At 60.7% G+C, this 22,187-nt stretch carries 16 protein-coding genes and 1 pseudogene; 12 read left to right on the top strand and 5 right to left on the bottom strand.

Annotated elements, in window-relative coordinates:
• The 8 genes and pseudogenes from QVP03_RS04335 to QVP03_RS04300 form a co-directional block, all read left to right on the top strand.
• Nucleotides 1-413, top strand: a pseudogene (locus QVP03_RS04335) (hypothetical protein); the annotation flags it as partial.
• A gap of 24 nt (nucleotides 414-437) precedes the next feature.
• Nucleotides 438-2,114 (top strand): OmpP1/FadL family transporter, encoded by a 1,677-nt coding sequence (locus tag QVP03_RS04330; protein WP_022332356.1) that lies wholly within the window; start codon nucleotides 438-440, stop codon nucleotides 2,112-2,114.
• Between the two features lie 94 nt (nucleotides 2,115-2,208).
• The gene (proS, locus tag QVP03_RS04325; RefSeq protein ID WP_018696398.1) at nucleotides 2,209-3,693 is read left to right on the top strand and encodes a proline--tRNA ligase; all 1,485 of its coding nucleotides are present in this window, start codon (nucleotides 2,209-2,211) and stop codon (nucleotides 3,691-3,693) included.
• Between the two features lie 149 nt (nucleotides 3,694-3,842).
• The gene (locus tag QVP03_RS04320) at nucleotides 3,843-4,676 is read left to right on the top strand and encodes an SGNH/GDSL hydrolase family protein (protein ID WP_022332355.1); all 834 of its coding nucleotides are present in this window, start codon (nucleotides 3,843-3,845) and stop codon (nucleotides 4,674-4,676) included.
• Between the two features lie 4 nt (nucleotides 4,677-4,680).
• Nucleotides 4,681-5,628 (top strand): cation diffusion facilitator family transporter, encoded by a 948-nt coding sequence (locus QVP03_RS04315; RefSeq protein ID WP_022332354.1) that lies wholly within the window; start codon nucleotides 4,681-4,683, stop codon nucleotides 5,626-5,628.
• Between the two features lie 322 nt (nucleotides 5,629-5,950).
• On the top strand, nucleotides 5,951-6,535 hold the full coding sequence (locus QVP03_RS04310; RefSeq protein WP_022332353.1) for an RNA polymerase sigma factor: 585 nt from the start codon (nucleotides 5,951-5,953) through the stop codon (nucleotides 6,533-6,535).
• A 62-nt stretch (nucleotides 6,536-6,597) separates the two neighbouring features.
• On the top strand, nucleotides 6,598-6,747 hold the full coding sequence (locus QVP03_RS04305; RefSeq protein ID WP_022332352.1) for a hypothetical protein: 150 nt from the start codon (nucleotides 6,598-6,600) through the stop codon (nucleotides 6,745-6,747).
• A gap of 127 nt (nucleotides 6,748-6,874) precedes the next feature.
• Nucleotides 6,875-7,264 carry a DUF488 domain-containing protein gene (locus QVP03_RS04300; RefSeq protein ID WP_022332351.1) on the top strand — a complete coding sequence of 130 codons (390 nt, stop codon included), beginning with the start codon at nucleotides 6,875-6,877 and terminating at the stop codon, nucleotides 7,262-7,264.
• 191 nt (nucleotides 7,265-7,455) lie between these two features.
• On the opposite strand, the gene QVP03_RS04295 is transcribed toward QVP03_RS04300, so the two are convergent.
• The 3 genes from QVP03_RS04295 to QVP03_RS04285 form a co-directional block, all read right to left on the bottom strand.
• On the bottom strand, nucleotides 7,456-8,976 hold the full coding sequence (locus QVP03_RS04295; RefSeq protein ID WP_022332350.1) for an arylsulfatase: 1,521 nt from the start codon (nucleotides 8,974-8,976) through the stop codon (nucleotides 7,456-7,458).
• 260 nt (nucleotides 8,977-9,236) lie between these two features.
• The gene (locus QVP03_RS04290) at nucleotides 9,237-9,821 is read right to left on the bottom strand and encodes an HdeD family acid-resistance protein (protein WP_022332349.1); all 585 of its coding nucleotides are present in this window, start codon (nucleotides 9,819-9,821) and stop codon (nucleotides 9,237-9,239) included.
• Between the two features lie 193 nt (nucleotides 9,822-10,014).
• Entirely contained in the window at nucleotides 10,015-11,121 is a 1,107-nt protein-coding gene (locus QVP03_RS04285; protein WP_087402098.1) for an MBL fold metallo-hydrolase, read from the bottom strand.
• A 365-nt stretch (nucleotides 11,122-11,486) separates the two neighbouring features.
• On the opposite strand from QVP03_RS04285, the gene QVP03_RS04280 reads away from it, so the two are divergent.
• Complete coding sequence (locus QVP03_RS04280; RefSeq protein ID WP_256166441.1) at nucleotides 11,487-14,504, top strand: SusC/RagA family TonB-linked outer membrane protein; 3,018 nt, start codon at nucleotides 11,487-11,489, stop codon at nucleotides 14,502-14,504.
• A gap of 5 nt (nucleotides 14,505-14,509) precedes the next feature.
• Nucleotides 14,510-16,132 (top strand): SusD/RagB family nutrient-binding outer membrane lipoprotein, encoded by a 1,623-nt coding sequence (locus QVP03_RS04275; RefSeq protein WP_022332346.1) that lies wholly within the window; start codon nucleotides 14,510-14,512, stop codon nucleotides 16,130-16,132.
• A gap of 50 nt (nucleotides 16,133-16,182) precedes the next feature.
• On the opposite strand, the gene QVP03_RS04270 is transcribed toward QVP03_RS04275, so the two are convergent.
• Nucleotides 16,183-18,762, bottom strand: coding sequence for a TonB-dependent receptor (locus tag QVP03_RS04270; protein ID WP_022332345.1), 2,580 nt, complete (start codon nucleotides 18,760-18,762; stop codon nucleotides 16,183-16,185).
• 12 nt (nucleotides 18,763-18,774) lie between these two features.
• Nucleotides 18,775-19,650 carry a GLPGLI family protein gene (locus QVP03_RS04265; protein ID WP_022332344.1) on the bottom strand — a complete coding sequence of 292 codons (876 nt, stop codon included), beginning with the start codon at nucleotides 19,648-19,650 and terminating at the stop codon, nucleotides 18,775-18,777.
• 145 nt (nucleotides 19,651-19,795) lie between these two features.
• Between QVP03_RS04265 and QVP03_RS04260 the strand changes: the two genes are divergently transcribed.
• A complete protein-coding gene (locus tag QVP03_RS04260) occupies nucleotides 19,796-21,319 on the top strand; it encodes a sensor histidine kinase (RefSeq protein ID WP_022332343.1) in 1,524 nt (507 codons plus the stop codon).
• Complete coding sequence (locus QVP03_RS04255; RefSeq protein ID WP_022332342.1) at nucleotides 21,309-21,998, top strand: response regulator transcription factor; 690 nt, start codon at nucleotides 21,309-21,311, stop codon at nucleotides 21,996-21,998. The genes QVP03_RS04260 and QVP03_RS04255 overlap by 11 nt, the downstream gene beginning before the upstream one ends.
• Nucleotides 21,999-22,187: the final 189 nt, after the last annotated feature.

The following is a 22,187-nucleotide window of genomic DNA, read 5'->3' as shown; positions in this document are numbered from 1 at the left end:
GGCGCCCTTCGCGCTACGTGCCGGGGAGCGTGGCTTCCGGAAGCCGGTACCGCGGAACCGCCAATTCGGGTTACAGGAACGGTACGACCACTTCGCGCGGGGGCAACTCGGGCAGCGGCAGGACGTATTACCAGAGCGGCGGACGCAACAACCGCAACAGTTCGGTTTACAACGGCGGCAGCAACCGCAATAACAACAATAACTCCTGGAACAACAACTCGTGGAATAACAACCGCAACAACAGCAACTCGGGGCGTTCGTCCTACGACAGCGGGTCGCGCAGCAGCAGTTACAACAGCGGCAGCAGCTTCGGCGGGTCGCGCGGCGGTTCGTCGGGGGGCGGTTACAGCGGTGGCGGCGGGTCGCGCGGCGGCAGTTCGTCGGGTGGAAGCCGCGGTTACGGCGGGCGTTAGTCAACGATAAAACAGAGATAGTCTATGAAACGTAAGATCATGATATGGCTTGCGGCCTGTGTGGCCGCAGCGCCGTTGCAGGCTCAGAACCTCGAATTCGGGGGCCTGACGTACAACAATGACCTGATGATGTCCACCGATTTCGCCGCGCTTTCCCGGTCGCATCCGTTCGGTACGGCGCGCGTGATGGGGATGGGCGGGGCTTTCACTTCGCTGGGCGCCGACCTTTCGTCGATGTCGATCAATCCGGCCGGGTTGGGTATGTTCCGCCGCAACGAGTTCTCACTCACGCCTCTGCTGTCGGTCGCCCATGGCCAAACGCAGGGCGCGCCGTCGTGGGTGGGCAATAACAAGACCCGCTTCGCTTTTGCCAACGTCGGTGTGGCGCTCAATGTTTTTGAGAGTCCGGCCAGCCCGCTCACGAGCCTTACGCTCGGTATCGGCATGAACCGTATCGCGGATTTCAATACCCGCTATTCGTTCTCCTCGGAGTCGCGTTACGATCCTTCGAAGCCCGACCAGCTGATGCCGACCATCGCCGATGTCTTCGGGCAGCAGCTCGGGCAGGATGGGATTTTCCCGGATAAGGACGGTAATCTGGGCTACAATTACAATCCCTGGTACTGGCCGGCTATCCTCGGCTATAACGGCTATCTGATCAGCGACGTAGGCGGGCAGTGGGTGCCCGACTGCATCGGCCGCAACGCTTCGGTACGGCACTCGATGGATGTCGTGAGCCAGGGCTCGATCAACGAATTCGCCGTTTCGATGGGGGCCAATTTCAACAATATCGTTTATGTCGGAGCCACGATCGGCATACGCAGCGTCTACAAGAAGGTGGGCATGACCTATCAGGAAGAGTACGGTTATTTCGATGCCGCCGGAAATTCCGCGAATGCGGTCGACAAGAACGGTACTCCGCTCAATGCGCAGCTCGATTACATGAGCCTCTATCAGGAATCGAAGATCGACGGCAGCGGCGTGGATTTCAAACTGGGTGTCATCGTGCGCCCCGTGGCCGGCCTGCGTGTGGGTGTGGCGTTCCATACGCCGACCTACTACTGGCTCGACCGCAGTTACCGTGCCGACATCGAATCGCACCTGATCAATAATAAAACGGAAGACGACCAGTATAATTTCGATTCTACGCCGCGGCAGGACGATATCGGCGGCAACAGCTGGGATTTCGTATCGCCTTCGCGGCTGTTGTTCGGCGCTTCGTACACGTTCGGCAACTTCGCCATCGTGTCGGTCGACTACGAACGCGAGTGGTACAACGGCATCCGTGTGAAGAACGTGCCCGAAGGCGCCGATTTCCACTCCGAAGCGTACAAGGCCGAGTTCAAGAATAATTACAAAGGTACGAATACCCTGCGGGCAGGCGTCGAAGTGCGTCCCCTGCCGATCTTTGCCGTGCGCCTGGGCGGCGGTTATACCGATTCGATGTTCAAGGACAGGCAGCAGTATTACAATTCGCCGAGCGTCTACGAGAGCTACTACATTACGGGCGGCCTCGGGATCAACCTCGGGCGTAATACGGTGCTGGACGTGGCCTACCAGAACGTGACCGAGAAACAGACGCCCTACGAGCTTTTCTTCAGCAAATACCAGAACGGCGGCGAGATGAAGACTTACAGCGGCCTGTACGATACCAAACAGACGCGTCATTATATCTCGATGACGCTCGGCTTCCGCTTCTGAGGCTTTGCCTGCCAATATAAAGGTTCGTCCGTGTGACGAACCTTTATTTTTTTATTATATTTGCAGGCTGATACAAAATAAAAAACAAAGATATATGGCAAAGGAACTCAAAGACCTCACGAAGTCGGACGAGAACTACTCGCAATGGTACAACGACCTGGTCGTGAAGGCCGGGCTGGCCGAAAACTCGGCCGTACGCGGATGTATGGTCATCAAACCCTACGGCTATGCCATTTGGGAGAAGATGCACGACGCGCTGGACAAGATGTTCAAGGATACGGGGCATCAGAACGCCTATTTCCCGCTGTTCATCCCCAAGTCCTTCTTCTCGAAGGAGGCGCACCATGTCGAGGGCTTTGCCAAGGAGTGCGCCGTGGTGACGCACTACCGCCTGAAGAACGATCCCGAAGGCAAAGGCGTCGTGGTAGACCCCGATGCCAAGCTCGAAGAGGAGCTGATCGTGCGTCCCACGTCGGAGACCATCATCTGGAACACCTATAAAAACTGGATCCAGTCGTACCGCGACCTGCCGATCCTCTGCAACCAGTGGGCGAACGTCGTGCGCTGGGAGATGCGTACGCGCCTGTTCCTGCGTACTGCCGAGTTCCTATGGCAGGAGGGTCATACGGCGCATGCCACGCGCGAGGAGGCCGTCGAGGAGGCCGAAAAGATGATCCACGTATATCAGAAATTCGCCGAAGAGTGGATGTCGGTTCCCGTCATCGTCGGCCACAAGTCGCCCAACGAGCGTTTCGCGGGTGCCGAGGATACGCTGACCATCGAGGCGCTGATGCAGGACGGCAAGGCGTTGCAGAGCGGTACGTCGCATTTCCTGGGGCAGAATTTCGCCAAGGCGTTCGACGTGCAGTATGTCAACAAGGAGGGCAAGCTCGAATATGTGTGGGCGACCTCGTGGGGTGTTTCGACCCGCCTGATGGGTGCGCTCATCATGGCCCATTCGGACAACAACGGCCTCGTGCTGCCGCCGAAACTGGCGCCGATCCAGGTGGTGATGGTGCCCATCTACAAGGGCGAAGACCAGCTGGCCGAAATCCGTACGCGCTTCGGGGCCATTGCGGAGCAACTCAAGGCCAGGGGTATCAGCGTGAAGGTCGATGACCGCGACAACGTGCGCTCGGGTTTCAAGTTCGCGGAGTACGAACTGAAGGGCGTCCCCGTGCGTCTGGCGATGGGGCCGCGCGATATGGAGAACGGTACGATCGAATTGGTGCGCCGGGACACGCTCGAGAAGGAGACCGTCCCGCAGGAGGGGCTCGTGGAGCGCATCGAAGGACTGATGGCCGAAATCCAGCAAAATATTTTCAGCAAGGCGCTGGCTTACCGCGAGTCGATGATTACCAGGGTCGACACGTGGGAGGAGTTCAAGGAGGTGCTCGACAAAAAAGGCGGTTTCGTGCTTGCGCATTGGGACGGGACGGTCGAAACCGAGGTGGCGATCAAGGATGCCACGAAGGCTACGATCCGTTGCATCCCGTTCGATGCGCCCGATGAGGAGGGTAAATGTATCTTCTCGGGCAAGCCGTCGCACCGCCGGGTGCTCTTCGCCCGCAGCTATTAGGGCCGGATTCGGACGGGCGTCTCCGCCGGTAACGGGCGAATGGGTGCCGAGGCAGTCCGTTCGCCCTTTTTTGTGCCTTCCCCCGAAGCGGGCGGGCTTCCGTTATTTTGTGGGGCGTGCCCCGGGTAATATTATAAATGATTGGACGTATGCGATATTCTGTATGTTTGTGCGCGGTATGGCTGCTGGGCTTCTGTGCCGCCGTGTGCCCGGCCTATGCCGGGGACGGGGATCATCTGCTGCCGGTTGCGGGTACCCAGTGGAAGGGACGGAAAGTCGCTTTCATGGGCGATTCGATCACCGACAAGGCGCATGTCGGCACGACGAAGAACTATTGGCAGTATTTGCAGGAGATGCTCGGCCTCGTGCCGTTCGTCTACGGGATCAACGGCCAGCAGTGGCGGGACGTGCCGGGGCAGTGCGAGAAACTTAGGGCCGAGCGCGGCGGCGACATCGATGCGATCCTGATCTTTGCCGGGACGAACGATTTCAATTCCGGGACGCCCCTGGGTGAGTGGTATACGACCGGTGAGGTACCTGTCGAGGTGTCCGGCCCCCGGTCGGAGATCCGGACAAGGAGGACGTTGTCGATGGACGGGGATACTTTCCGCGGCCGTATCAATATCGCGATGTCCTACCTGAAGGCGAATTTCCCGGACAAGCAGGTGATCCTGCTGACCCCCATCCACCGGGGATACGCCCGTTTCGGGGACAACAACATCCAGCCCGACGAATCCTATCCCAACAGCCTCGGCCTCTATGCGGATGCCTATGTGGATGCGGTCAAGGAGGCTGCGAACGTCTGGGCCGTCCCCGTCATCGACCTGAACAGCATCTGCGGGCTTTATCCCAATGCGGATTCCCATGCCCGCTATTTCCACGACGCGCGGAGCGACCGTCTCCATCCCAATGCCGAGGGGCATTACCGGATGGCGAAGGCGCTGGCATACCAGTTGTCGTCTTATCCTGCAAATTTCGAATAGTGCCATGTCCTGTGAAGCCGAAGCACGCAAGCGCGTGATTTACCGCGTGACCTTCGTCGGGTTCGTGGTCAACCTCGTCCTCACGGCGATGAAGTTCGCGGCGGGGATCGTGGGCCGGAGCGGGGCGATGGTCGCCGACGCGGTGCACTCCTGTTCCGACATGGCTACCGACGTGGTGGTGATCGCCTTCGCGAAGATCTCCGCCAAGCCCAGGGACGACGGGCACGACTACGGGCACGGGAAATACGAGACGCTGGCTACGATCATCATCAGCCTGGCGCTGGCGGCCGTTGGCGCCGGTATCCTGCTCAGCAGCATCCGCGCCATCCGCATCGTCGTCGATGGCGGGGAGTTGCCCCGCCCGGGCGCCGTGGCTCTGGCCGCGGCGGTGGTGTCGATCGTCATCAAGGAGATATTATACCGATATACGGTGCGTGAGGGGCGCCGGGTCGAAAGCCCGAGCATGGTCGCCAATGCCTGGCATCACCGCAGCGACGCCCTTTCGTCGCTGGGGACGCTGGCGGGCATCGGATGTGCCTATTTCCTCGGGCAGCGGTGGCGCATCGCCGATCCCATCGCAGCGTTGGTCGTCGCAGTCTTTATCTTCAAGGTTGCTTTCGACCTGATCCGCACGGGGCTCGGGGAGTTGCTCGAGCGTTCGTTGCCCGACGAGACGGAGCAGGAGATTTTGGGAATCGTTACGGCCGATCCCGAGGTGGGGGAGCCGCACAACCTGCGAACGCGCCGTATCGGGGCCGCGATTGCCGTCGAAGTGCATGTTAGGGTGGACGGGGCGATGAGCGTCGCCCGTTCGCACGAGCTGACGGTCGATATCGAACGCCGCCTGCGGGCGCGTTTCGGCCAGGGGACGATCATCTCGATCCATGTCGAACCCGTGAAATGTCCCGCCGAAGCCGGAATCCCGGGCGGCGACCCGCCTTCCTGCCCCTGACGGCCCCGGAAAATGTATCTCCTGTCCGCGATTTTTCCCTTGTTATTCCGCTTTTTTGCTGATAACTAACGGGATACGGCTGCGGCCGATTCCGGCACGGAATTTGTAAATTCAGCAACCGGAAAAACAGCGGGGATTTCCCCCGGCGGAGTAGAAAGAAATTTGGTTTTTCGGAAAAAAGTATTTATCTTGCCGCCGTAAAGGCTCCGGAAACCATCGTTTCAAAAGCCCGAACACACGAAACTGACGCGCATACAACATTAAAAGGATAGCCTATCGGGAAAAATTCTACTCTTTATAACTATAATTAGGAGAAAAGAGTATGAACGTACAAGCATTAAGTGACCAGGTATTGCTTAATCATTACCTTTCAGGTGACCAGGGTGCCATATCCAAGCTCATCGAACGCCACAGCCGCCGTGTGCGGGACTACATCAATATGATGGTCAAAGACCGTGGCGTTGCCGAGGACATCTTTCAGGAAACATTCATCAAAGCCGTGCGGGTTATCGACGACGGCCGTTATACGGACAACGGGAAATTTCTCTCGTGGATACTTCGTATTGCGCATAATCAGGTGATCGACCACTTCCGCGCCCAGCGGCAGAACAAGACCGTCACCGAGGCTGAGGCGGGTTATGACGTACTGGGGTCGCTGCGTTTCGCCGAACGGAACGTCGAGGACGCGATGGTCAGCGAGCAGATCGAGCGCGACGTGCGTGCTTTGGTCGAGCTGCTGCCTCCGGAACAGCGCGAGGTGGTGATGATGCGTTACTTTTCCGGTCTGAGTTTCAAGGATATCGCGGAACAAACCGACGTGAGTATAAATACCGCGTTGGGGCGTATGCGCTATGCGCTTATCAACCTGCGACGGATGATCAAAGAAAAAAATATGGTTTTGTGCTGATTCCGCACAATATTTCCATGGGGCGGGCGTTTAGTTAGTACAAAGCAAAATATTAGATGCCTATGGAGGATATTGACAAAAACGAGGTTTCAGACGAAGGCATCTCTGATGACGAAGATCTTATGATGCGGGAGGTTGTCCAGGGTGACGCAGATCTTTTCTTTTTACACCATTACCTCTCGGAGGTTTTCCGAAATGGAGATAATTTTTAAGGGTTAATTTTTGATGGGGAAGGGCGCCGGGAGGCGCCCTTCATTTTAATGCCCTGCATCCGGTGCGGGCTTTGCGGAAATCCTGTCCGGAATGTTTTTTGCGACGTCCGGGTAAAAACCGATCGTTATGACACGGATACGTATCAAGCGGGTTTACGAACCCGAGGCTCCGGAGGACGGCTACCGGGTGCTGGTCGATAAATTGTGGCCGCGGGGCATCCGCAAGGAGGCGCTCCGCTATGACCTGTGGGCCAAGGAGATCGCCCCGACCCCCGGGCTGCGGACATGGTTCCATGCCGCCCCTGAAGAGCGGTGGGAGGAATTCCGCCGCAGGTATACCGGGGAATTACGCTCCTCGCCGGCCGTGCGCGACTTCGTCCGCCGGATCGCCGGTAAGGATACGGTCACGCTGCTGTACGCTTCGAAGAATGCGGCCGGGAACCATGCGCTGATCCTGCAGGAATACCTCGCCCGCGCCACGGCTGCGGCCGGGGTTACAAACGCCCGCTACTCGTAATGCGGGTTGCACCCTGCCCGGGCAGCGGCCGGTAGACGGTGTCTTCCTGCCTTGGAAGCCTGCGGATCACGGGTGGCGGGCATGGCGGTTCCGTCCGGGCGATGGTTCGTGTCCGCTACGGATGAAAAAAGCACCTCGACGGTGCTTTTTCACGCGGCCCTGCCCGTGTTCCCGGAATTTTTATACCGGTCTTATTTGCGGCCGACCTCCATCCTGAATTTCGGATTAGCGGGTTCGGTATGCGAAGCCGAAACGAATTGCCACATCCGGTCGATGATCTCGGGATGCTGTGCGGCAAGGTCGTGTTCCTCGCGGGGATCGTCACTGAGGTTGAATAATTCAAAGCGGTCGTTCCCCTCCTTCACACGGCGCAGCAAACCTTTCCATTCGCCCCAGCGGACGGCTACCCAGCCTTTGCTGCCGGGGAACTCCCAATAGAGATATTCGTGCTGCGGTTGTCTGCGCCCTTCGAGGGCCGGCAGGAACGAAATGCCGTCGGTCGCGGGGGGCTCGACCCCGGCCAATTCGCAAAGGGTCGGCATCACATCGGGGAAATAACCGACATGGTCGCTCACCTGCGGGCGGAGTTTGCCGCCCCACGCCACGATGAAGGGCATCCGGATACCGCCCTCGCGCAACGACGACTTGCCCCAGCCCTTGCCGCTGCGGAACGGGTGGGCGCTGTCGAACCACTCGCTCGACGAGCAGGAGTTCGACGCCGGGCCGTTGTCGCTCGTAATGACGATTACCGTATTTTCCCAGATGCCGAGCCGTTTGAGTTCGGCGACCAGCCCGCCTATCTGGCGGTCGAAGTAGGTGATCATCGCGGCATAGGTCGCCCGCGGCCACCGCGAGGGGAAATAACCCTTGCCCTCGATGGGTTGTTCGTCGCCGAATTTACGCACGTAGTACTGTACGTCGGCATCGGGCGCCTGCATCGGGCTGTGGGGGATCGGCGTCGTCCACATCAGGAAGAACGGCCGCTCCTTGTTGGCATTCACGAATTCGAGCACCTGGTCGTACATGGCGTCGGGGCTGTATGTGCGCTGCGTGTATTTGTCGTAGCTGCGCGGGTCGTAGGGGTCGGCCCCTGCGTCGAGCGGCGTGCCCGGCGGCAGCAGTTCGTTGTCGAGGTAGACGCGCCGGTCGTTTTGCCACAGGAAGGGCGGGTAGTAGGTGTGCGCCTGTCGCTGGCAAATGCAGCCGTAATAGGTGCCGAAGCCCATTTTATTGGGCGTACCCTCCGTCGCGGGGCCTCCGACGCCCCATTTGCCGATCATGGCCGTGGCGTATCCGGCCTGCTGCATGACCGAGCCGAGCGTCGGGGTGCCGGCTTCGAGCGGAGCCTGTCCTTCGAGCGTCGAATCGCGCAGCATTGCCTCGTGGTTCCAGACGTCGCCCCGCCATTCCATCTCGTCGTTGGCGCGGATCTGCGCATGGCCGGCGTGCCGCCCCGTCAGCAGGCCGCAGCGTGCCGGCGAAGAGAGCGGTGCCGCAGAGTACATGTCCGTGAAGCGGACGCCGCATTCGCTCAACGCGTCGATGTTGGGAGTCTCGATCTTTTGCTGCCCGTAGCAACCGAAGTCGCCGTAGCCTGCGTCGTCCATCAGGATGAAGATCACGTTGGGACGCGGAGCCGGATTTTCCGTACATCCGGCTGCGGCCAGTGCGGGAATGGCCGTCAGCAATGTCCGGGGGATTGATGTTTTCATGGATTGCTTTTTGGGCTGTTTTTTTGCTGTTAGATGCAAAAATAATAAAAAAAGAATAAAAAAGTTCGCAAAAAGAAAGTTTTTGCGATCTATCTCTGGTCGAAGAAACTCCCCTTTGTTTATCGGGGCGGTCGGGGAGGGGGTGTTTTCGGGCGGAGATCGGCTGCCCTGTTCCCCTTGGTGTTTCAGGATTTTGCAGGGCCGGGTACGGAAAAGCCCCTGCCGCGGCAGGGGCTTTTGGGTGATATGTCGTGGCCGCTTTAGCGGTCGCCGAGGCAGCGGTGCGCCCGGTGGAGCTGGAGCGAGAGCGAGCAGGCGGCGACCCCGGCAAAGAGCAGCGAAATGCCGACCCATACGATGACGGCCGTGGTGCCGAATACGAGCGGCTGGAAAAGGATCCAGAGCGAACAGAGCAGCAGCAGGATGCCGCTGAAAATAGTCCAGCCCGACCCGGCGATCTGCATGGCGCCCATGTCGCTGCCGAGCCCGATGGCACCGAACGCACGCAGCATGAGCCAGAACCCGAGGAATATCGGGAGCGTAACGGCCGAAAGCGCGACGTTGAAGATCAGGATGATGCCCAGCACGATCTCGATGATGCCGCCCGCCAGCATCCAGCCGCGTCCGGTGATGAAATGTTTGTTGACCGATGAGAGTACGACTTCGAGGATGCCCGAAATCAGCATCAGCCACCCGAACAGGAGCGACATGCCCAGGTAACTTTGTGTGGGGTAGACGAATACGAGGATGCCGACTACGAACAGGGCGATGCCGATGATAAGCAGCAGCCACCAATAGCGCACGGCGCGTTTCGAATTTTCGATCAGGGTTGAGAAATTTTCCATAGCATACGGATTTTCCCTCCCTGACAGCAATTTACATACCAGAGTTCCCGACGGTTCGATCGGCGGACGGTTGGGCTGGGGTGTACGCCGTACATCCCTTTCGCGGCAGGCGGGCACCTGTCTGCGGGGCTGGGCTGGATGCCCTGCCCCGCGCCCCGGGTGTAGATGCCCGGGGCCGGCCGGAATGCCGGGCTCAGGGTACGGGGACGGCTGCGGGTGCATTCCGCAACGGGACTACTTCGCCGATCTCGGGGCGCAGTACATGCAGTGCGGTGTCTGCGGCCAGTGCCGCTTCGGTCGCCAGCGGTTCGTCCCAACGGTGTCTGGCGAGGGCGAACTTGGAGTGGTGGACGGTCATGATCTGCTTGGCACCCAGTTCTTTGGCCGCCAGGGAAAGTTGGTCGGGCATCGTGTGGATGTATTTCCATGCTTCGTTGTACTGTCCGTTTTCGAGGATCGCCAGGTCAATGCCGGGGAACTGCCGGCCGATCTGCGCGAAATGCTTGCCGTAACCGCCGTCTCCGCCCATGTAGACCTGCCGTGCCGGGGTTTCCAGCAGGAACGATGCCCACAACGTCCGGTTGGGATTGAGTCCGCGTCCCGAAAAGTGCCGCGACGGCAGGCAGTGCACCGCGAACCCGTCGCCGAGCGCAGCCGTTTCGTGCCAGTCGAGTTCGATGATTTTCTCCGGGTCGAAACCCCAGTATTCGAAATGCTCCCCGACGCCGAGCGGGCAGACGACCTTCCCGATCCGGGATTTGAGTTCGGTGACCGTACGGTAGTCGAGGTGATCCCAGTGGTCATGCGTGATGACGAGCAAATCCACGTCGGGCATGTCGCCGGGACGGTAGATGTCGGTGCCCTTGAAAGGCCTGTTGAGGAAGGAGAACGGTGCGGCGGCCCGGAATACGGGGTCGACGAGCACACGCCGCCCTTCGGCCTGGAGCAGGTAGGAGGAGTGCCCGAACCACACCAGCAGGTTGCTGTCCCGATCCAGTGCGCGCAGGTCGGTCTTGAGGGCCGGGACGGCCGCGTCGGGGCGCAGCCCCTCCTTTTTTCGGAACAGGAATTCGAGGATGCCGCTCAGGCGGCTTTTGTCGCCCGTCATCATCGGGCTTGCTTCCAGGTTGCGGAACTGCCCGTCGCGGTAGTTCGGCGATTGCAGGATGCGTTCGAGCCGGCTGCCCCGCGGCAGGCGTCCGAAGGCCGGGAGGTTGAGGATTATCAGGCCGGCGATCGCGGCGGCGAGTATTATTCCTGTCAGGATTCCCATTGTGCGTCTTATTTTCGTGCTGGACATATCGTTTCCCACTGGTTGTATGGTGCAAAGATACCGTTTCCTGCGGAATTGCGGTTATACGGATTACGGTTTGGGTTACCATAATCCCCGAAATCTTCGCCGGCACCCGGAGGGCATCCTGGAAATGCCCCGCTGCATTTTGTCGTGCAAAGGGGGATTTCGGGCTGTTTTGAATGCCGGATAGTCGGAATAGTTGCTAAAATTTCCATTTATTATACGATTTATATGCCAATTTTTATAATTTTGTACTTAATTGTTCCATAATAGTGATGCCTTTTACGTATTGTCTGAGAAAAATGTGGCCGCTGCACAGGGGATGGAAGTGCATGGCGGCCCTGCTTGCCTGCCTGTGCCTGTTGCCGGACATGGCGGCGCATGCCCAGTCCCCGCCCCGGAAGGTGGTTGTCAACGGCCGTGTCGCCGATGAATCGGGCGATCCCGTCGCCGGGGCTACCATTGTCGAACGGGGTACCTCGAACGGGGTCGCGACCCTTTCCGAAGGCGAATTCTCGATCGCCGTCCTGCCCGGTGCCGTGCTCGATGTCTCGTGTCTGGGGTATATCGACCAGAGTATCGGGACGGGAACCCGTACCGAATTCGAAATCGTGTTACAGGAGGATGTGAAGGCGATCGCCGAGGTGATCGTGACGGCGCTGGGGCTCGAACGCAACTATGCCGACCTGACCTATTCGGCCGATAAGATCAGGGGGTCGCAGCTCACGGCGGTGAAGGATCCCAACTTGATCCTGTCGCTTTCGGGCAAGTCGGCCGGCGTGCAGGTGAACAAGAACTCGTCGGGTGCGGGCGCTTCGGCCAAGGTAAGCATCCGCGGCGTGCGGTCGGTCGCCAGCGACAACCAGCCGCTCTATGTGGTCGACGGTATGCCTATTCTCAATTCGACCCCCGAGCAGGCCTACTCGGCCATAGGCGGTGTGGCCGATGCCGGGAACCGCGACGGCGGCGACGGCATCTCGAACCTCAATGCCGAGGATATCGAGAGCGTCTCGATCCTCAAGGGTGCCCCGGCCGCCGCCTTGTACGGCAGTCAGGCCGCCAACGGCGTGATCCTCATTACGACCAAAAAGGGCAATGCCCGCAAACAGCAACCCGTGACGTTCACTTCGAACCTTACGCTCCAGTCCCCCTTCAGCCTGCCTGCGTTCCAGAACCGTTACGGGGTGAGCGGCGGGGTGGAAAGCTGGGGCGCCCGTGCGCGGATGAAGACCTACGACAATGCGGGCGATTTTTTCCGGACGGGGATCACGGCGATGAATGCGGTCTCGGTTTCCTCCGGGTCGGAACAGGTGCAGAACTATTTTTCCTATGCCAATACGGCCGAGCGGGGAATCACGGGTTCGAACCGCCTGATGCGCCATAACTTCAACCTGCGCACCACGACCGGGCTTTTCCGGCAACGGCTCAAGCTCGACGGGAATATCAGCTTCATGCGCCAGGTGGTCGAGGACAAACCCGTGCCGGGCGGTTTCTATATGAACCCGCTGGTCGGGCTTTACCGCTTCCCCCGCGGGGTGGATATCACGCCTTACCGGGAGCATTTCGAGGTCTATGACGCCGGCCGCAAACTCAATGTCCAGGATTGGATCGCCCCGAGCGACGATTTCGAGCAGAACCCCTACTGGGTTGTCAACCGCATCCGCAGCAGGAGCCTGCGCAACCGGGTCATGGCCTCGTTTACCGCCGACTGGAAGGTGAACGGCTGGCTGCGGCTCAAGGCGCGCGGCAATGTGGACTATGTGAATGACAAGGTGCGGCAGAGATTCTATGCCTCGACGGCGCCTGCGCTGGCCGGTGCCAACGGACGCTATATCGAGAGCAGCTACTCGGAAACCCTGTTCAACGGCGAGGTGCTGGCGATGTTCGACAAACGCCTCTCCCCGGACTGGGAGTTCAGCGCGACCGCAGGTGCGGGGCTGAACGACCGGACGGTCAATTCGCTGCGTATAGATTCCAAGACGGCGTCGCTCTATTTCCCCAACGTGTTCAACGTCGCCAATATCGTCATGAACGGTTCGGCCTATGTCGACGAACAGATCGATGCGCGGCGCCAGACGCAGTCGCTTTTCGCCACGGCGTCGTTCAAGTATGCCGGAAGCCTCAATTTCGAAGTCACGGGACGCAACGACTGGGCATCGACGCTCGCCTACACCTCGCACGAAGGCAGCGGGTTCTTCTATTATTCGGCTGGCGCATCGTGGGTGATCGGCAAGATGTTCGAACTGCCCCGGTGGATTTCGTTCGCCAAGGTGCGCCTGACATGGAGCCGCGTGGGGAACGACATCCCCATGTTCATCACCAATCCTAAGTCGCACGTCACGGCCGGAGGGGGCATCAATGCCGCCGACGCCGCCCCCGGCACCGACCTCAAGCCGGAGATGACCAACGCCCTCGAGGCGGGGCTCGAATGGCGGTTCCTCGACGACAGGCTGGGCATCAACCTGACCTACTACAAGACCAATACGCACAACCAGTTCTTCAAGCTTCCGGCCCTTTCGGGCGAGGCGTACGCCTACCGTTACGAGAATGCGGGCAATATCGAGAACCAGGGCGTCGAGGTGTCGCTGAACGCCTACCCGGTTTACGGAGGTGCGCTGACGTGGCAGTCGACGGTGAACTTCGCACATAACAGGAACCGCGTGATAAAACTCCATGACGAGCTGCGCGAATATGTCTACGGCCCGTCGAGTTTTTCATCGTCCTATGCCATGAAACTCGTCGAGGGCGGTTCGATCGGCGATATTTACGGGCGGGCGTTCGAGCGCGACGCAATGGGGAGGATCGTCTACGAGGCCGAAGGCGATTCCGCCGGGTTGCCCCGCACCGTGGGTGACGGCAATACGGTGAAGGTCGGCAATGCCAATCCCGTGTTCTCGCTCTCCTGGGGCAACACGTTCTCCTATAAGGGCATGTCGCTGTCCGTGCTGCTGGACTGCCGCTATGGCGGACGGCTCCTGTCGCAGACGATGGCCGACCTGGATTCCTACGGGGTGTCGGCCGCAACGGCCGATGCCCGCGACCGGGGCTGCGTGATGCTCGAAGGGCAGCGGATCGACGACGTGAAGGGTTTTTACAAACTGGTCGGCGGCCGCGCAGGTGTGACCGAGTATTACATGTACGATGCGACGAACATCCGGCTCCGCGAACTGGCGGTGTCCTATGCGCTGCCGCAGCGTCTGATGCGCCGTACGCGGGTATTCAGCGGCATGACCGTGTCGCTGGTGGCGCGCAACCTCTTCTTTATCTACAATGCCGCGCCGTTCGATCCCGACCTCGTCCTTTCGACGGGCAACGACAACCAGGGGATCGACGTCTACGGCATGCCGACCGTACGGAGCATCGGCTTCAACATAAAACTGGAGTTCTGAGAATCATGAAGCGCTTTTACATATATCTGTTCGCCGCATTTTGCACAGTCTTTTTGGGTGCCTGCACGGGGAATTTCCGGGATATGAACGACGACCTCTCGGGGATTTCGGACGGGGATCTCGAGGCCGACGACAACGGCTTCGGATACCGCCTGCAGATCGTTCAGCAGGGGATTTATTTCAACTACGATTTCGGCAAGGGCAAGAACTGGCCGTTCCAGATGACGCAGAACCTCAATGCGGATATGTTCTCGGGCTATATGCACGATCCCAAACCGTTGCAGGGCGGCAGCCACAACTCCGATTACAACCTGCAGGACGGTTGGAACAGCGCCATGTGGCAGTTTACCTATTCCTACGTCATGCCCCAGATTTACCGGCTGGAACAGACGGCACGCGAGAAGATGCCGCCGTTCTATGCCATAACGAAGATACTCAAAGTCCTGGCCATGCACCGCGTGACGGACTACTACGGGCCGGTGATATACAGCCATTTCGCCGACCGCGGCAGCGAATACGTGCCCGACAGCCAGCAACAGGTCTACGGCTGCTTCTTCGACGACCTGGACGAGGCGGCGGACATTCTGGCGGCCTGGGTCGAGGAGCAGCCCGAGGCCGGCGAGTTTTCCAGGTTCGACCTGCTGCTCGACGGCAGCTATACGGCCTGGCTCCGTTTTGCCAACTCCCTGCGCATGCGCCTTGCCGTGCGTATCGCCGTTGCCGCGCCCGAAAAGGCCCGTGCGGAATTCCGGAAGGCGGCGCAGGCGGCCGGAGGGGTGATCGAGACCAGTATGGAGAATGCCGCCGTGAAGACCTCGGGCACCTATTCCAATCCGTTGGGCGAGATCAACCTGAACTGGAACGAGGCCGCCCTGAACGCTTCGATGGAATCCGTACTGACCGGGTACGGGGATCCGCGGCTGGAGAAGTTTTTCAAGCCCTGCGGCAGCGACGTGGTCATTGCCGGCGATGCGGGCGACGGGACGGTCGTCCTGAAGGGGCAATACCATGGAATCCGTCAGGGGACGGGTTTTTCGCATAATTATTACGCGGCATTTTCCCGCCTTACGGTGGATACGGATACCGATGCCGTCCTGATGACGGCGGCCGAGGTGTGGTTCCTGCGTGCCGAAGCGGCATTGCGCGGCTGGACGGACGAAGATGCGGAGCGCTGTTACCGCAACGGCGTTGCGGCATCGTTCGCGCAATGGCAGCTGTCCGGGGCCGAAAGCTACCTGGGGAGCGACGCCATGGCCGCCGATTACCACGATCCGGTAGATCCGGGGAACGACATTGCCGCCCGGTGCCGCGTGTCGCCCCGCTGGGATGCGACGGCGGACGACGAACTGAAGCTCGAGCGGATCATCACCCAGAAGTGGATCGCCATGTATCCCGAAGGGTGCGAGGCCTGGGCCGAACAGCGGCGGACGGGATATCCGCGCCTGTTCCCCGTACGTCTGAACCATAGCAAGGGCTATATAGATACCGAAACGATGATCCGCCGGCTGCCGTTCCCGGCTGCGCTGGCGACGTCCGATCCCGAGCAGTATGCGTCGCTCGTCGCGGAACTCGGTGGCGAAGACCACGGGGGGACGCGCCTGTGGTGGGACGCGGGGCGTAATTTCTGATCCGGAAGCCCCGGACTGTTTTGCCCGGGCGTTGCGTCGTGCGGCGGTTGTCAGAATTTCCAGCTTGCGCCCAGCAGGATATTGCGCGGGCGGATGGCATAGCGGTAGGAGCTCGAGCTTACTCCGTCGAAGGTCGTATAGGCGTATTCTTCGCGGCCGAAAAGGTTTGCGGCGGTCGCCGTAGCTTCCCATTTCCCGTTTATTTTCCAGCGCAGCGATGCGTCGGCCAGTAGCAGGTGCTTGCTCCGGTCGGCCGAAAGCTGCGAGTAATAGTGCTCCGCCGTGAATTGGATCACCCATTTCTTCGACGGTACGAGGTTTACGGTCAGCCGCTGGTTGAAATCGTGCCGCCCGTCGGGCTCCCGGCCGCGGATGGAGAGTGTCGTATAGCGGTATTCCAGCCGGTATTCGGTGTTTACCCAGGCGGCGAACCGGAAGTTGAAACGCGGCGCGACGGTCAGGGTGGAATTTTCATAGGAGGTCGGCACCTCTTCCAGCAGCAGTTCCGTGCCGCTGAGGTTGTAGCCGACGTTCAGGCCTGCCTGACCGTTGAGGGCGTCGATATTCTGGCTGACGTCGCCCGACAGGTACCATGACCGCACGCGGTTCGAGCTGTGCACGTAGTAGTTTACGATATAGTCGCCGTCGAAGCGCTGCGCAGGCAGGAACGGCAGGTCGTTCCATGAACGTACCGCGAGCAGGCTGGCGAAGAACCCGCCGATCGGGTTCTTGTAGGCGATGCCTGCCGAGAGGCTGCGTTGCAGCGCTTGCCGGTATTCGTTTACGCCGCAGAGCACCGAACGGTAGTTGCGCAGGACGGCGCCGTTGCCTGTGCGGCTGTCGTCCGCCGCGTCGCGGCCGACCGTACCCGATGCCGAAAGCGAAAGGTGTCCCGTGGGGCTCCATTTCACCGCGAAGCGGGGCTTCCAGGTGAAAATGCCCGCCGGGGTTCGGCTGCCGTCGATCCTGTCGTGCAGTCCATAGCGGCGGTAACCTGCCGGCAGGTCGAGCGTCAGCCGCAGCCGCTGCGAGCGGTAGGTGATGCCCGGCTGGAGGTAGACGCCCGCGTAGCCGGCCGAAAGGTCGTTCGCGGTGCCTGTCCCGAGCCCGGTGCCCGTCAGGTCTGTTACGAGCCCCCGGAAGAGTGCCGAAACCCCGCCTTTGAATGCGAAGGCGAACCGCCCGGCCTGTGTGCCGAATGCCGCGTTGTGGTTCATGTAAAAAGCGCGGTCGGCGATCGTCTGCCGCTGGTTGCCCGTTTCGCGCACCACATCGAGCGACTGAGGGCGGGTAAGGTATTTCAGGTAGGAGGTGACGGTGAGCGAACGTGTGCCGGTGCGCCGGATATATTTCAGGTCGTTTTCGATGCCGTAGGCCGGGGCGTCGGCACGCTGGCGGTTGGGGTAGCTGCCCGAGAGCACGGCACGGATGCCGTTCCATGCCAGCGAAGCTTCGAGTTTTTCCTGCATGTAGAACCGCTCGGTGTTGGCTTTTAGTGCGATGCGTGCCGAAAGCTGTTGCCGGCACGAAGCGGCCGACTCCTGCTCGGTGTCCACGCGCGTGCCGTCCGCCAGGTACCAGCTTTGCCGGGCGGCGCGATCCGAGGCCAGGCGGTCGTAACCCCAAGTGAGCGAGCTGCTGAGCTGGTAGTCCTCGGAGAGTTTGTGCAGGTTGTTCAGACTGGCCATGTGCGAGCGGTTGAAGCGCGTGCGTGTATCGTCGAGCGGCGCGGACGAAGTGCCGACCGAAAGGTGTGCGGCGGGATTGTAGTCGTTGGCTCCGCCGTTGAGGATGTCCTCGACCGAAAGCCGTTCGGTCTCGGCCGAGGGGTTTTGCCCTGTGTTGTCGGTTTTGAGGTTGACCATCGACTGCCCCCGGGCACCGATGCGCATGGCGAAGAGCGCGCCGTTCCACAACGCCGGCGACCAGCCCGCACCGCCGCGCAGCGTCCCCGTCCAGCGGGCTTTGGCGTGCGGCTTCAGCCGGAGGTTGATGGCTGCGCGGTCGCTGAATACGATGTCCTTGAGCGCCTTGATCGGCTGGTGGTTCTCCATCACTTCGACGCTCGCCACGTCCTGCGGCGCGATGTTGTTGGTCGCCTGTCCGTAACGGCCGTCGAGCATGTCCAGCCCTTCGATGTAAAAGTTGTTGATCGGCTGGCCGTTGTAGCGTATCTCGCCCGATTTCGCCACCTCGATGCCCGGCATCTTGCGCAGTACGTCGGCGATCGAGCGGTCTTGCGCCTCGGTGAAGCGCGACACGTTGTAGCTTACGGTGTCGCCCCGGAAGCTCAGCCGCGGGGCGCGGATCGTCACCTCGCGGATATCGGTCGTCTCGGGCGTCAGCAGCACGAGCATCCGCCCGGCGTTGGCCGGAACCGACTGCCGGCGGTAGCCCATCGTCGAGAAGTCGAGCTGCGCGGTTGTCCCGCCCCCGCGCGGCCTGAGCACGAAATCGCCCGAGGCCGAGGTCGTCGTGTAACCCAGCGGCTTGCCCAGGGAGTCCCGCGCCGTGACGATGGCCCCGGCGACGGCCGCCCCGTCCTCCTTGTCGGCTACGTGGCCCGTATACTCCTGGGCCTGGGCGGCGATTGCGTCCAGCAACCAAAGCAGGGTCAGCAGGTACTTCATCGCGCCGCGGGGTTATTCTGTTTCCAGCGGATTGTATTCGCGGAGCAGGTCGGCACCCTCGCGCGGCGTCCCGTCCTCGTTCCTTACCGTGATCCTGATGTTCGAATTGGCCTGCATGTAGCCGATCGGGTCGGTCATGAATTTGCGCTCGGTGGCCAGGAATTTTTTGCGCGAAGTTTTCAGGTAGTTCAGGTCGGCCATCGTCACCGGGACTTCGGCGCGGCGGATCCCGGTCGCCTCGAAGCGGATGATGCCCCCGTCGTCGCCCGTGTCGTTCACGGACAGGATCAGTCCGGGCAGCCCGTGGAATTTCCAGGGGCCGGTGGCGAGCGGGAGCTCCTCGGTGTACCAGGCTTCGTAATCGCGCCCGCGGAAGCGGCAGGTCGCGCGGCGGCAACCGTAACCGATGAATTCGCGCGTCCCGTCGCGGAGCGTCCACTCGATTTCGGGCAGCGGCTCGGTGTAGAGCATGTTGTCGCGCGAGATTTTGTCGGTGCAGGTCAGTTCGCCTGCGGGGTAGTTCTGGAATACGACAGCTTCCAGGCCGCCCTTGAAGTTGCCCACGTTGGCCAGCACCTGCTCGGTCGGGGTGATGCGCAGCAGCGAGTCCCGCTGGAGCGTCTTGTAGGAGAAGAATTTCGTAACCTTCCCTCCGGCCTGCAACAGCAGCAGGTCTTGCATCGGCTCCTTGCTGTCGGGGCGCCGCAGCCACTCCATGCGGTAGCTCACTTCGAGCGTGGCGGTGTCCAGCACGGTCTGCCGTACGCTGCCCGTTTCGAGGGCCTGTGCCCCGCCGTCGGTCGAGTAGGAGATGACGGTCTGCGCCCGTCCTGCGGTTGCGGCGGCCAGCGCAGCGGCGATGATAAGGAAGGTGAGTTTTGTTTTCATGGCTTCGGTGTGTTGGTTTACGGTGCAATATTACCCCGAAAAACGAAGGGCGATGGTTAACGCCGCGTTAAGAAGTGTTAAATAATGTTAACGCCGGCGGCAGGAGTGTTTTTATTCGTATTTTTGTGGTATAAACCCCTCGGCCGTGGATAAGAACCGTTTCAGAAATATCTCGTTCTGCGCGATCGGCGCCCTGCTGGCGCTGGCCTTCGTGCAGGCGTGGAGCTTGTGGCGGATGTATGCCGACCGAGCGGAGGAGTTTTCGCGTAAGGTGACCCTCGCTATGAACCGCGCGGCGTACGACGACCTGCTGATGGGCAACCGGCGCCGGACGTCGCAGACCCGGACGTCGGTCGTGACGACGGGCAATATCGACTCCGTTAAGCTGGATATGATCGACACGATCTCTGTGAAAAGCCTTGGGGCGGCCGGCAAGGTGCTTTCCATCCGGTCGAAGGTCGACACGCTGCGGACGAATATCGCCCTGCGCCGCGGCGACAAGACCCGTTATATCTACCAGGAGGTGCGCATGCCTTCGTTCACGGCGCTCCAGTTCAACCTGTCCCGCTACGACTCCCTGCTGACGCGTTACCTGGCCGATTCCGGCATCGGCCTGCCACACAGTGTCGACGTGATCCGGGGCGGGGACGACGGGGATGTTACCGAAATCCGGCTCGACAGCCTGGCGGCGCGGCCAGCGGGTGCGGCGCGGGAGGAGGCGGTCATCGCCTCGCAGAAGGACGCTCCGCGGATACGGAACCCGAAGGTGTTCACCTCGCGCGTCACCACGGACGACAAGCTGCTTTTCCGGGTGAAGATCGAAAACCCCCACCGGGAACTGCTGCGCGAGCTGTTCGGCATCATCCTCACCTCGGTGCTCATGCTGCTCGTCGTCGCGTTCGTGGTCATCTACCTGTTGCGGACGCTGTTCCGGCAGAAGACGCTCGAGGAGATGCGGATGGATTTCACGCACAATATCACCCATGAACTGAAGACCCCGATCGCCGTGGCCTATGCGGCCAACGACGCGCTGGAGAATTTCGGGGCGGCCGACGATGGGGTGCGGCGTGCGAAATACCTGGGTGTGATCCGCAGCCAGCTGACGGCTTTGTCGGAGATGGTCGAGCGCATCCTCACCATGTCGCGCGAGGAACGTGAGGATTTCACGCTCCGCCGCGAGCGTATCCCCCTGGCCGGGATGCTCGGGGCGCTGGCCGAGAAGTTCCGGATGCAGGCAGCCAAACCCGCACGGGTCACGGTGGATGTTTCACCCGAAGGGCTGACTGCCTTCGCCGACCGCTTCCACCTCTCGCATGCCCTGGACAACCTGGTCGACAATGCCCTGAAATATTCCGGCGAGGAGGTGCATATCCGCATTTCGGCCGGGCGGGACGGCGGCCGGGTCGTCCTGCGAGTCGCCGACGACGGCATCGGGCGCGCCCCGCGGCTCCCCGACCACGGCATCTGCATTCCGCGTGCCGCGCAGGCGCATATCTTCGATAAGTTTTACCGCGTGCCTACGGGCGACATTCACAATGTCAAGGGCTTCGGCCTCGGGTTGTACTACGTCGGGCTAATCGCCGCCAAACACGGCGGCTCGGTCGCGGTGGAGAGCACCGAGGGGCACGGTACGACCTTCACCCTGATACTTCCGGACGATGGGCGATAAGATCAGACTGCTGCTCGTAGAGGACGAGCAAACCCTCGCGGGGATCATTGCCGATACCCTTTCCGAAAAGGGGTTCGAGGTGACGGTCGCCCATGACGGCGAGGCCGGGTTGCGGGCGTTCCGCGGGTCGCGCCCCGATGTGGTCGTGTCGGATGTCATGATGCCTTGTATGGACGGGTTCACCTTCGTCGGGCGCCTGCGCCGCGAAGCGCCCGGGGTGCCTGTGCTTTTCCTTTCGGCGCGCTCGGCGGCCGAGGACGTGGTGCAGGGATTCGAGACCGGGGGCAACGATTACCTGCGCAAGCCCTTTGCCATGAGCGAGCTGATCGTGCGGGTCAGGGCGCTTGCCGGGCGTGCGGGCGTCGGGAAAGCGCGTACGGAACGTGTGTTCGAACTGGGGCGTATGCGTTTCGACGCCGAGCGCCAGCGGCTCACGTGCGACGGCGTGGTGACGGAACTTTCGGCCCGCGAATCCGAAGTGCTGCAATACCTCTGCCGGAATGCGGGCGAGATCGTGCCGATGAAAACCCTGCTGGTGAATATCTGGGGCGACGATTCGTTTTTCAATGCCCGCAGCCTGCATGTCTTCATCACCCGCCTGCGCCACCGCCTTGCGGCCGACCCGTCGATCCAGCTGGTGAACGTGCGGGGAGTGGGGTATAAGCTGCTGATGCGCTGAGGCGGGGATTGCCGCACTGTATTGAAACCGGAATTTATTCCCTCTCCGGTTGCCTTTTCCGAAGGGATCCGGTTTACGGCAATGCAAATTCTATGACTAAATTTCCAACCTGATTGTTGGATAGTTTATTTGTGCTAAACCCTAAAGGCGTGATATTCAGCGAGCCGATCTCGTTCACGAATCTTCCGA

It is taken from the genome of Alistipes sp. CAG:29, from assembly GCF_000435435.1.
GTDB lineage: Bacteria > Bacteroidota > Bacteroidia > Bacteroidales > Rikenellaceae > Alistipes > Alistipes onderdonkii.
Note: the sequence above shows the minus strand (reverse complement) of the source record. Positions and strands in the feature narration are given on the sequence as shown.

What these genes read in the sequence shown, in the direction of transcription:
- QVP03_RS04315 (WP_022332354.1), top strand. Translation starts at nt 4,681, where the DNA reads ATGTCCTGTGAAGCCGAAGCACGCAAGCGCGTGATTTACCGCGTGACC.
- QVP03_RS04320 (WP_022332355.1), top strand. Translation starts at nt 3,843, where the DNA reads ATGCGATATTCTGTATGTTTGTGCGCGGTATGGCTGCTGGGCTTCTGT.
- QVP03_RS04285 (WP_087402098.1), bottom strand. Translation starts at nt 11,121, where the DNA reads ATGTCCAGCACGAAAATAAGACGCACAATGGGAATCCTGACAGGAATA.
- QVP03_RS04255 (WP_022332342.1), top strand. Translation starts at nt 21,309, where the DNA reads ATGGGCGATAAGATCAGACTGCTGCTCGTAGAGGACGAGCAAACCCTC.
- QVP03_RS04295 (WP_022332350.1), bottom strand. Translation starts at nt 8,976, where the DNA reads ATGAAAACATCAATCCCCCGGACATTGCTGACGGCCATTCCCGCACTG.
- QVP03_RS04275 (WP_022332346.1), top strand. Translation starts at nt 14,510, where the DNA reads ATGAAGCGCTTTTACATATATCTGTTCGCCGCATTTTGCACAGTCTTT.
- QVP03_RS04300 (WP_022332351.1), top strand. Translation starts at nt 6,875, where the DNA reads ATGACACGGATACGTATCAAGCGGGTTTACGAACCCGAGGCTCCGGAG.
- QVP03_RS04290 (WP_022332349.1), bottom strand. Translation starts at nt 9,821, where the DNA reads ATGGAAAATTTCTCAACCCTGATCGAAAATTCGAAACGCGCCGTGCGC.
- QVP03_RS04310 (WP_022332353.1), top strand. Translation starts at nt 5,951, where the DNA reads ATGAACGTACAAGCATTAAGTGACCAGGTATTGCTTAATCATTACCTT.
- QVP03_RS04280 (WP_256166441.1), top strand. Translation starts at nt 11,487, where the DNA reads ATGGCGGCGCATGCCCAGTCCCCGCCCCGGAAGGTGGTTGTCAACGGC.
- QVP03_RS04330 (WP_022332356.1), top strand. Translation starts at nt 438, where the DNA reads ATGAAACGTAAGATCATGATATGGCTTGCGGCCTGTGTGGCCGCAGCG.
- QVP03_RS04265 (WP_022332344.1), bottom strand. Translation starts at nt 19,650, where the DNA reads ATGAAAACAAAACTCACCTTCCTTATCATCGCCGCTGCGCTGGCCGCC.
- QVP03_RS04305 (WP_022332352.1), top strand. Translation starts at nt 6,598, where the DNA reads ATGGAGGATATTGACAAAAACGAGGTTTCAGACGAAGGCATCTCTGAT.
- proS (WP_018696398.1), top strand. Translation starts at nt 2,209, where the DNA reads ATGGCAAAGGAACTCAAAGACCTCACGAAGTCGGACGAGAACTACTCG.
- QVP03_RS04270 (WP_022332345.1), bottom strand. Translation starts at nt 18,762, where the DNA reads ATGAAGTACCTGCTGACCCTGCTTTGGTTGCTGGACGCAATCGCCGCC.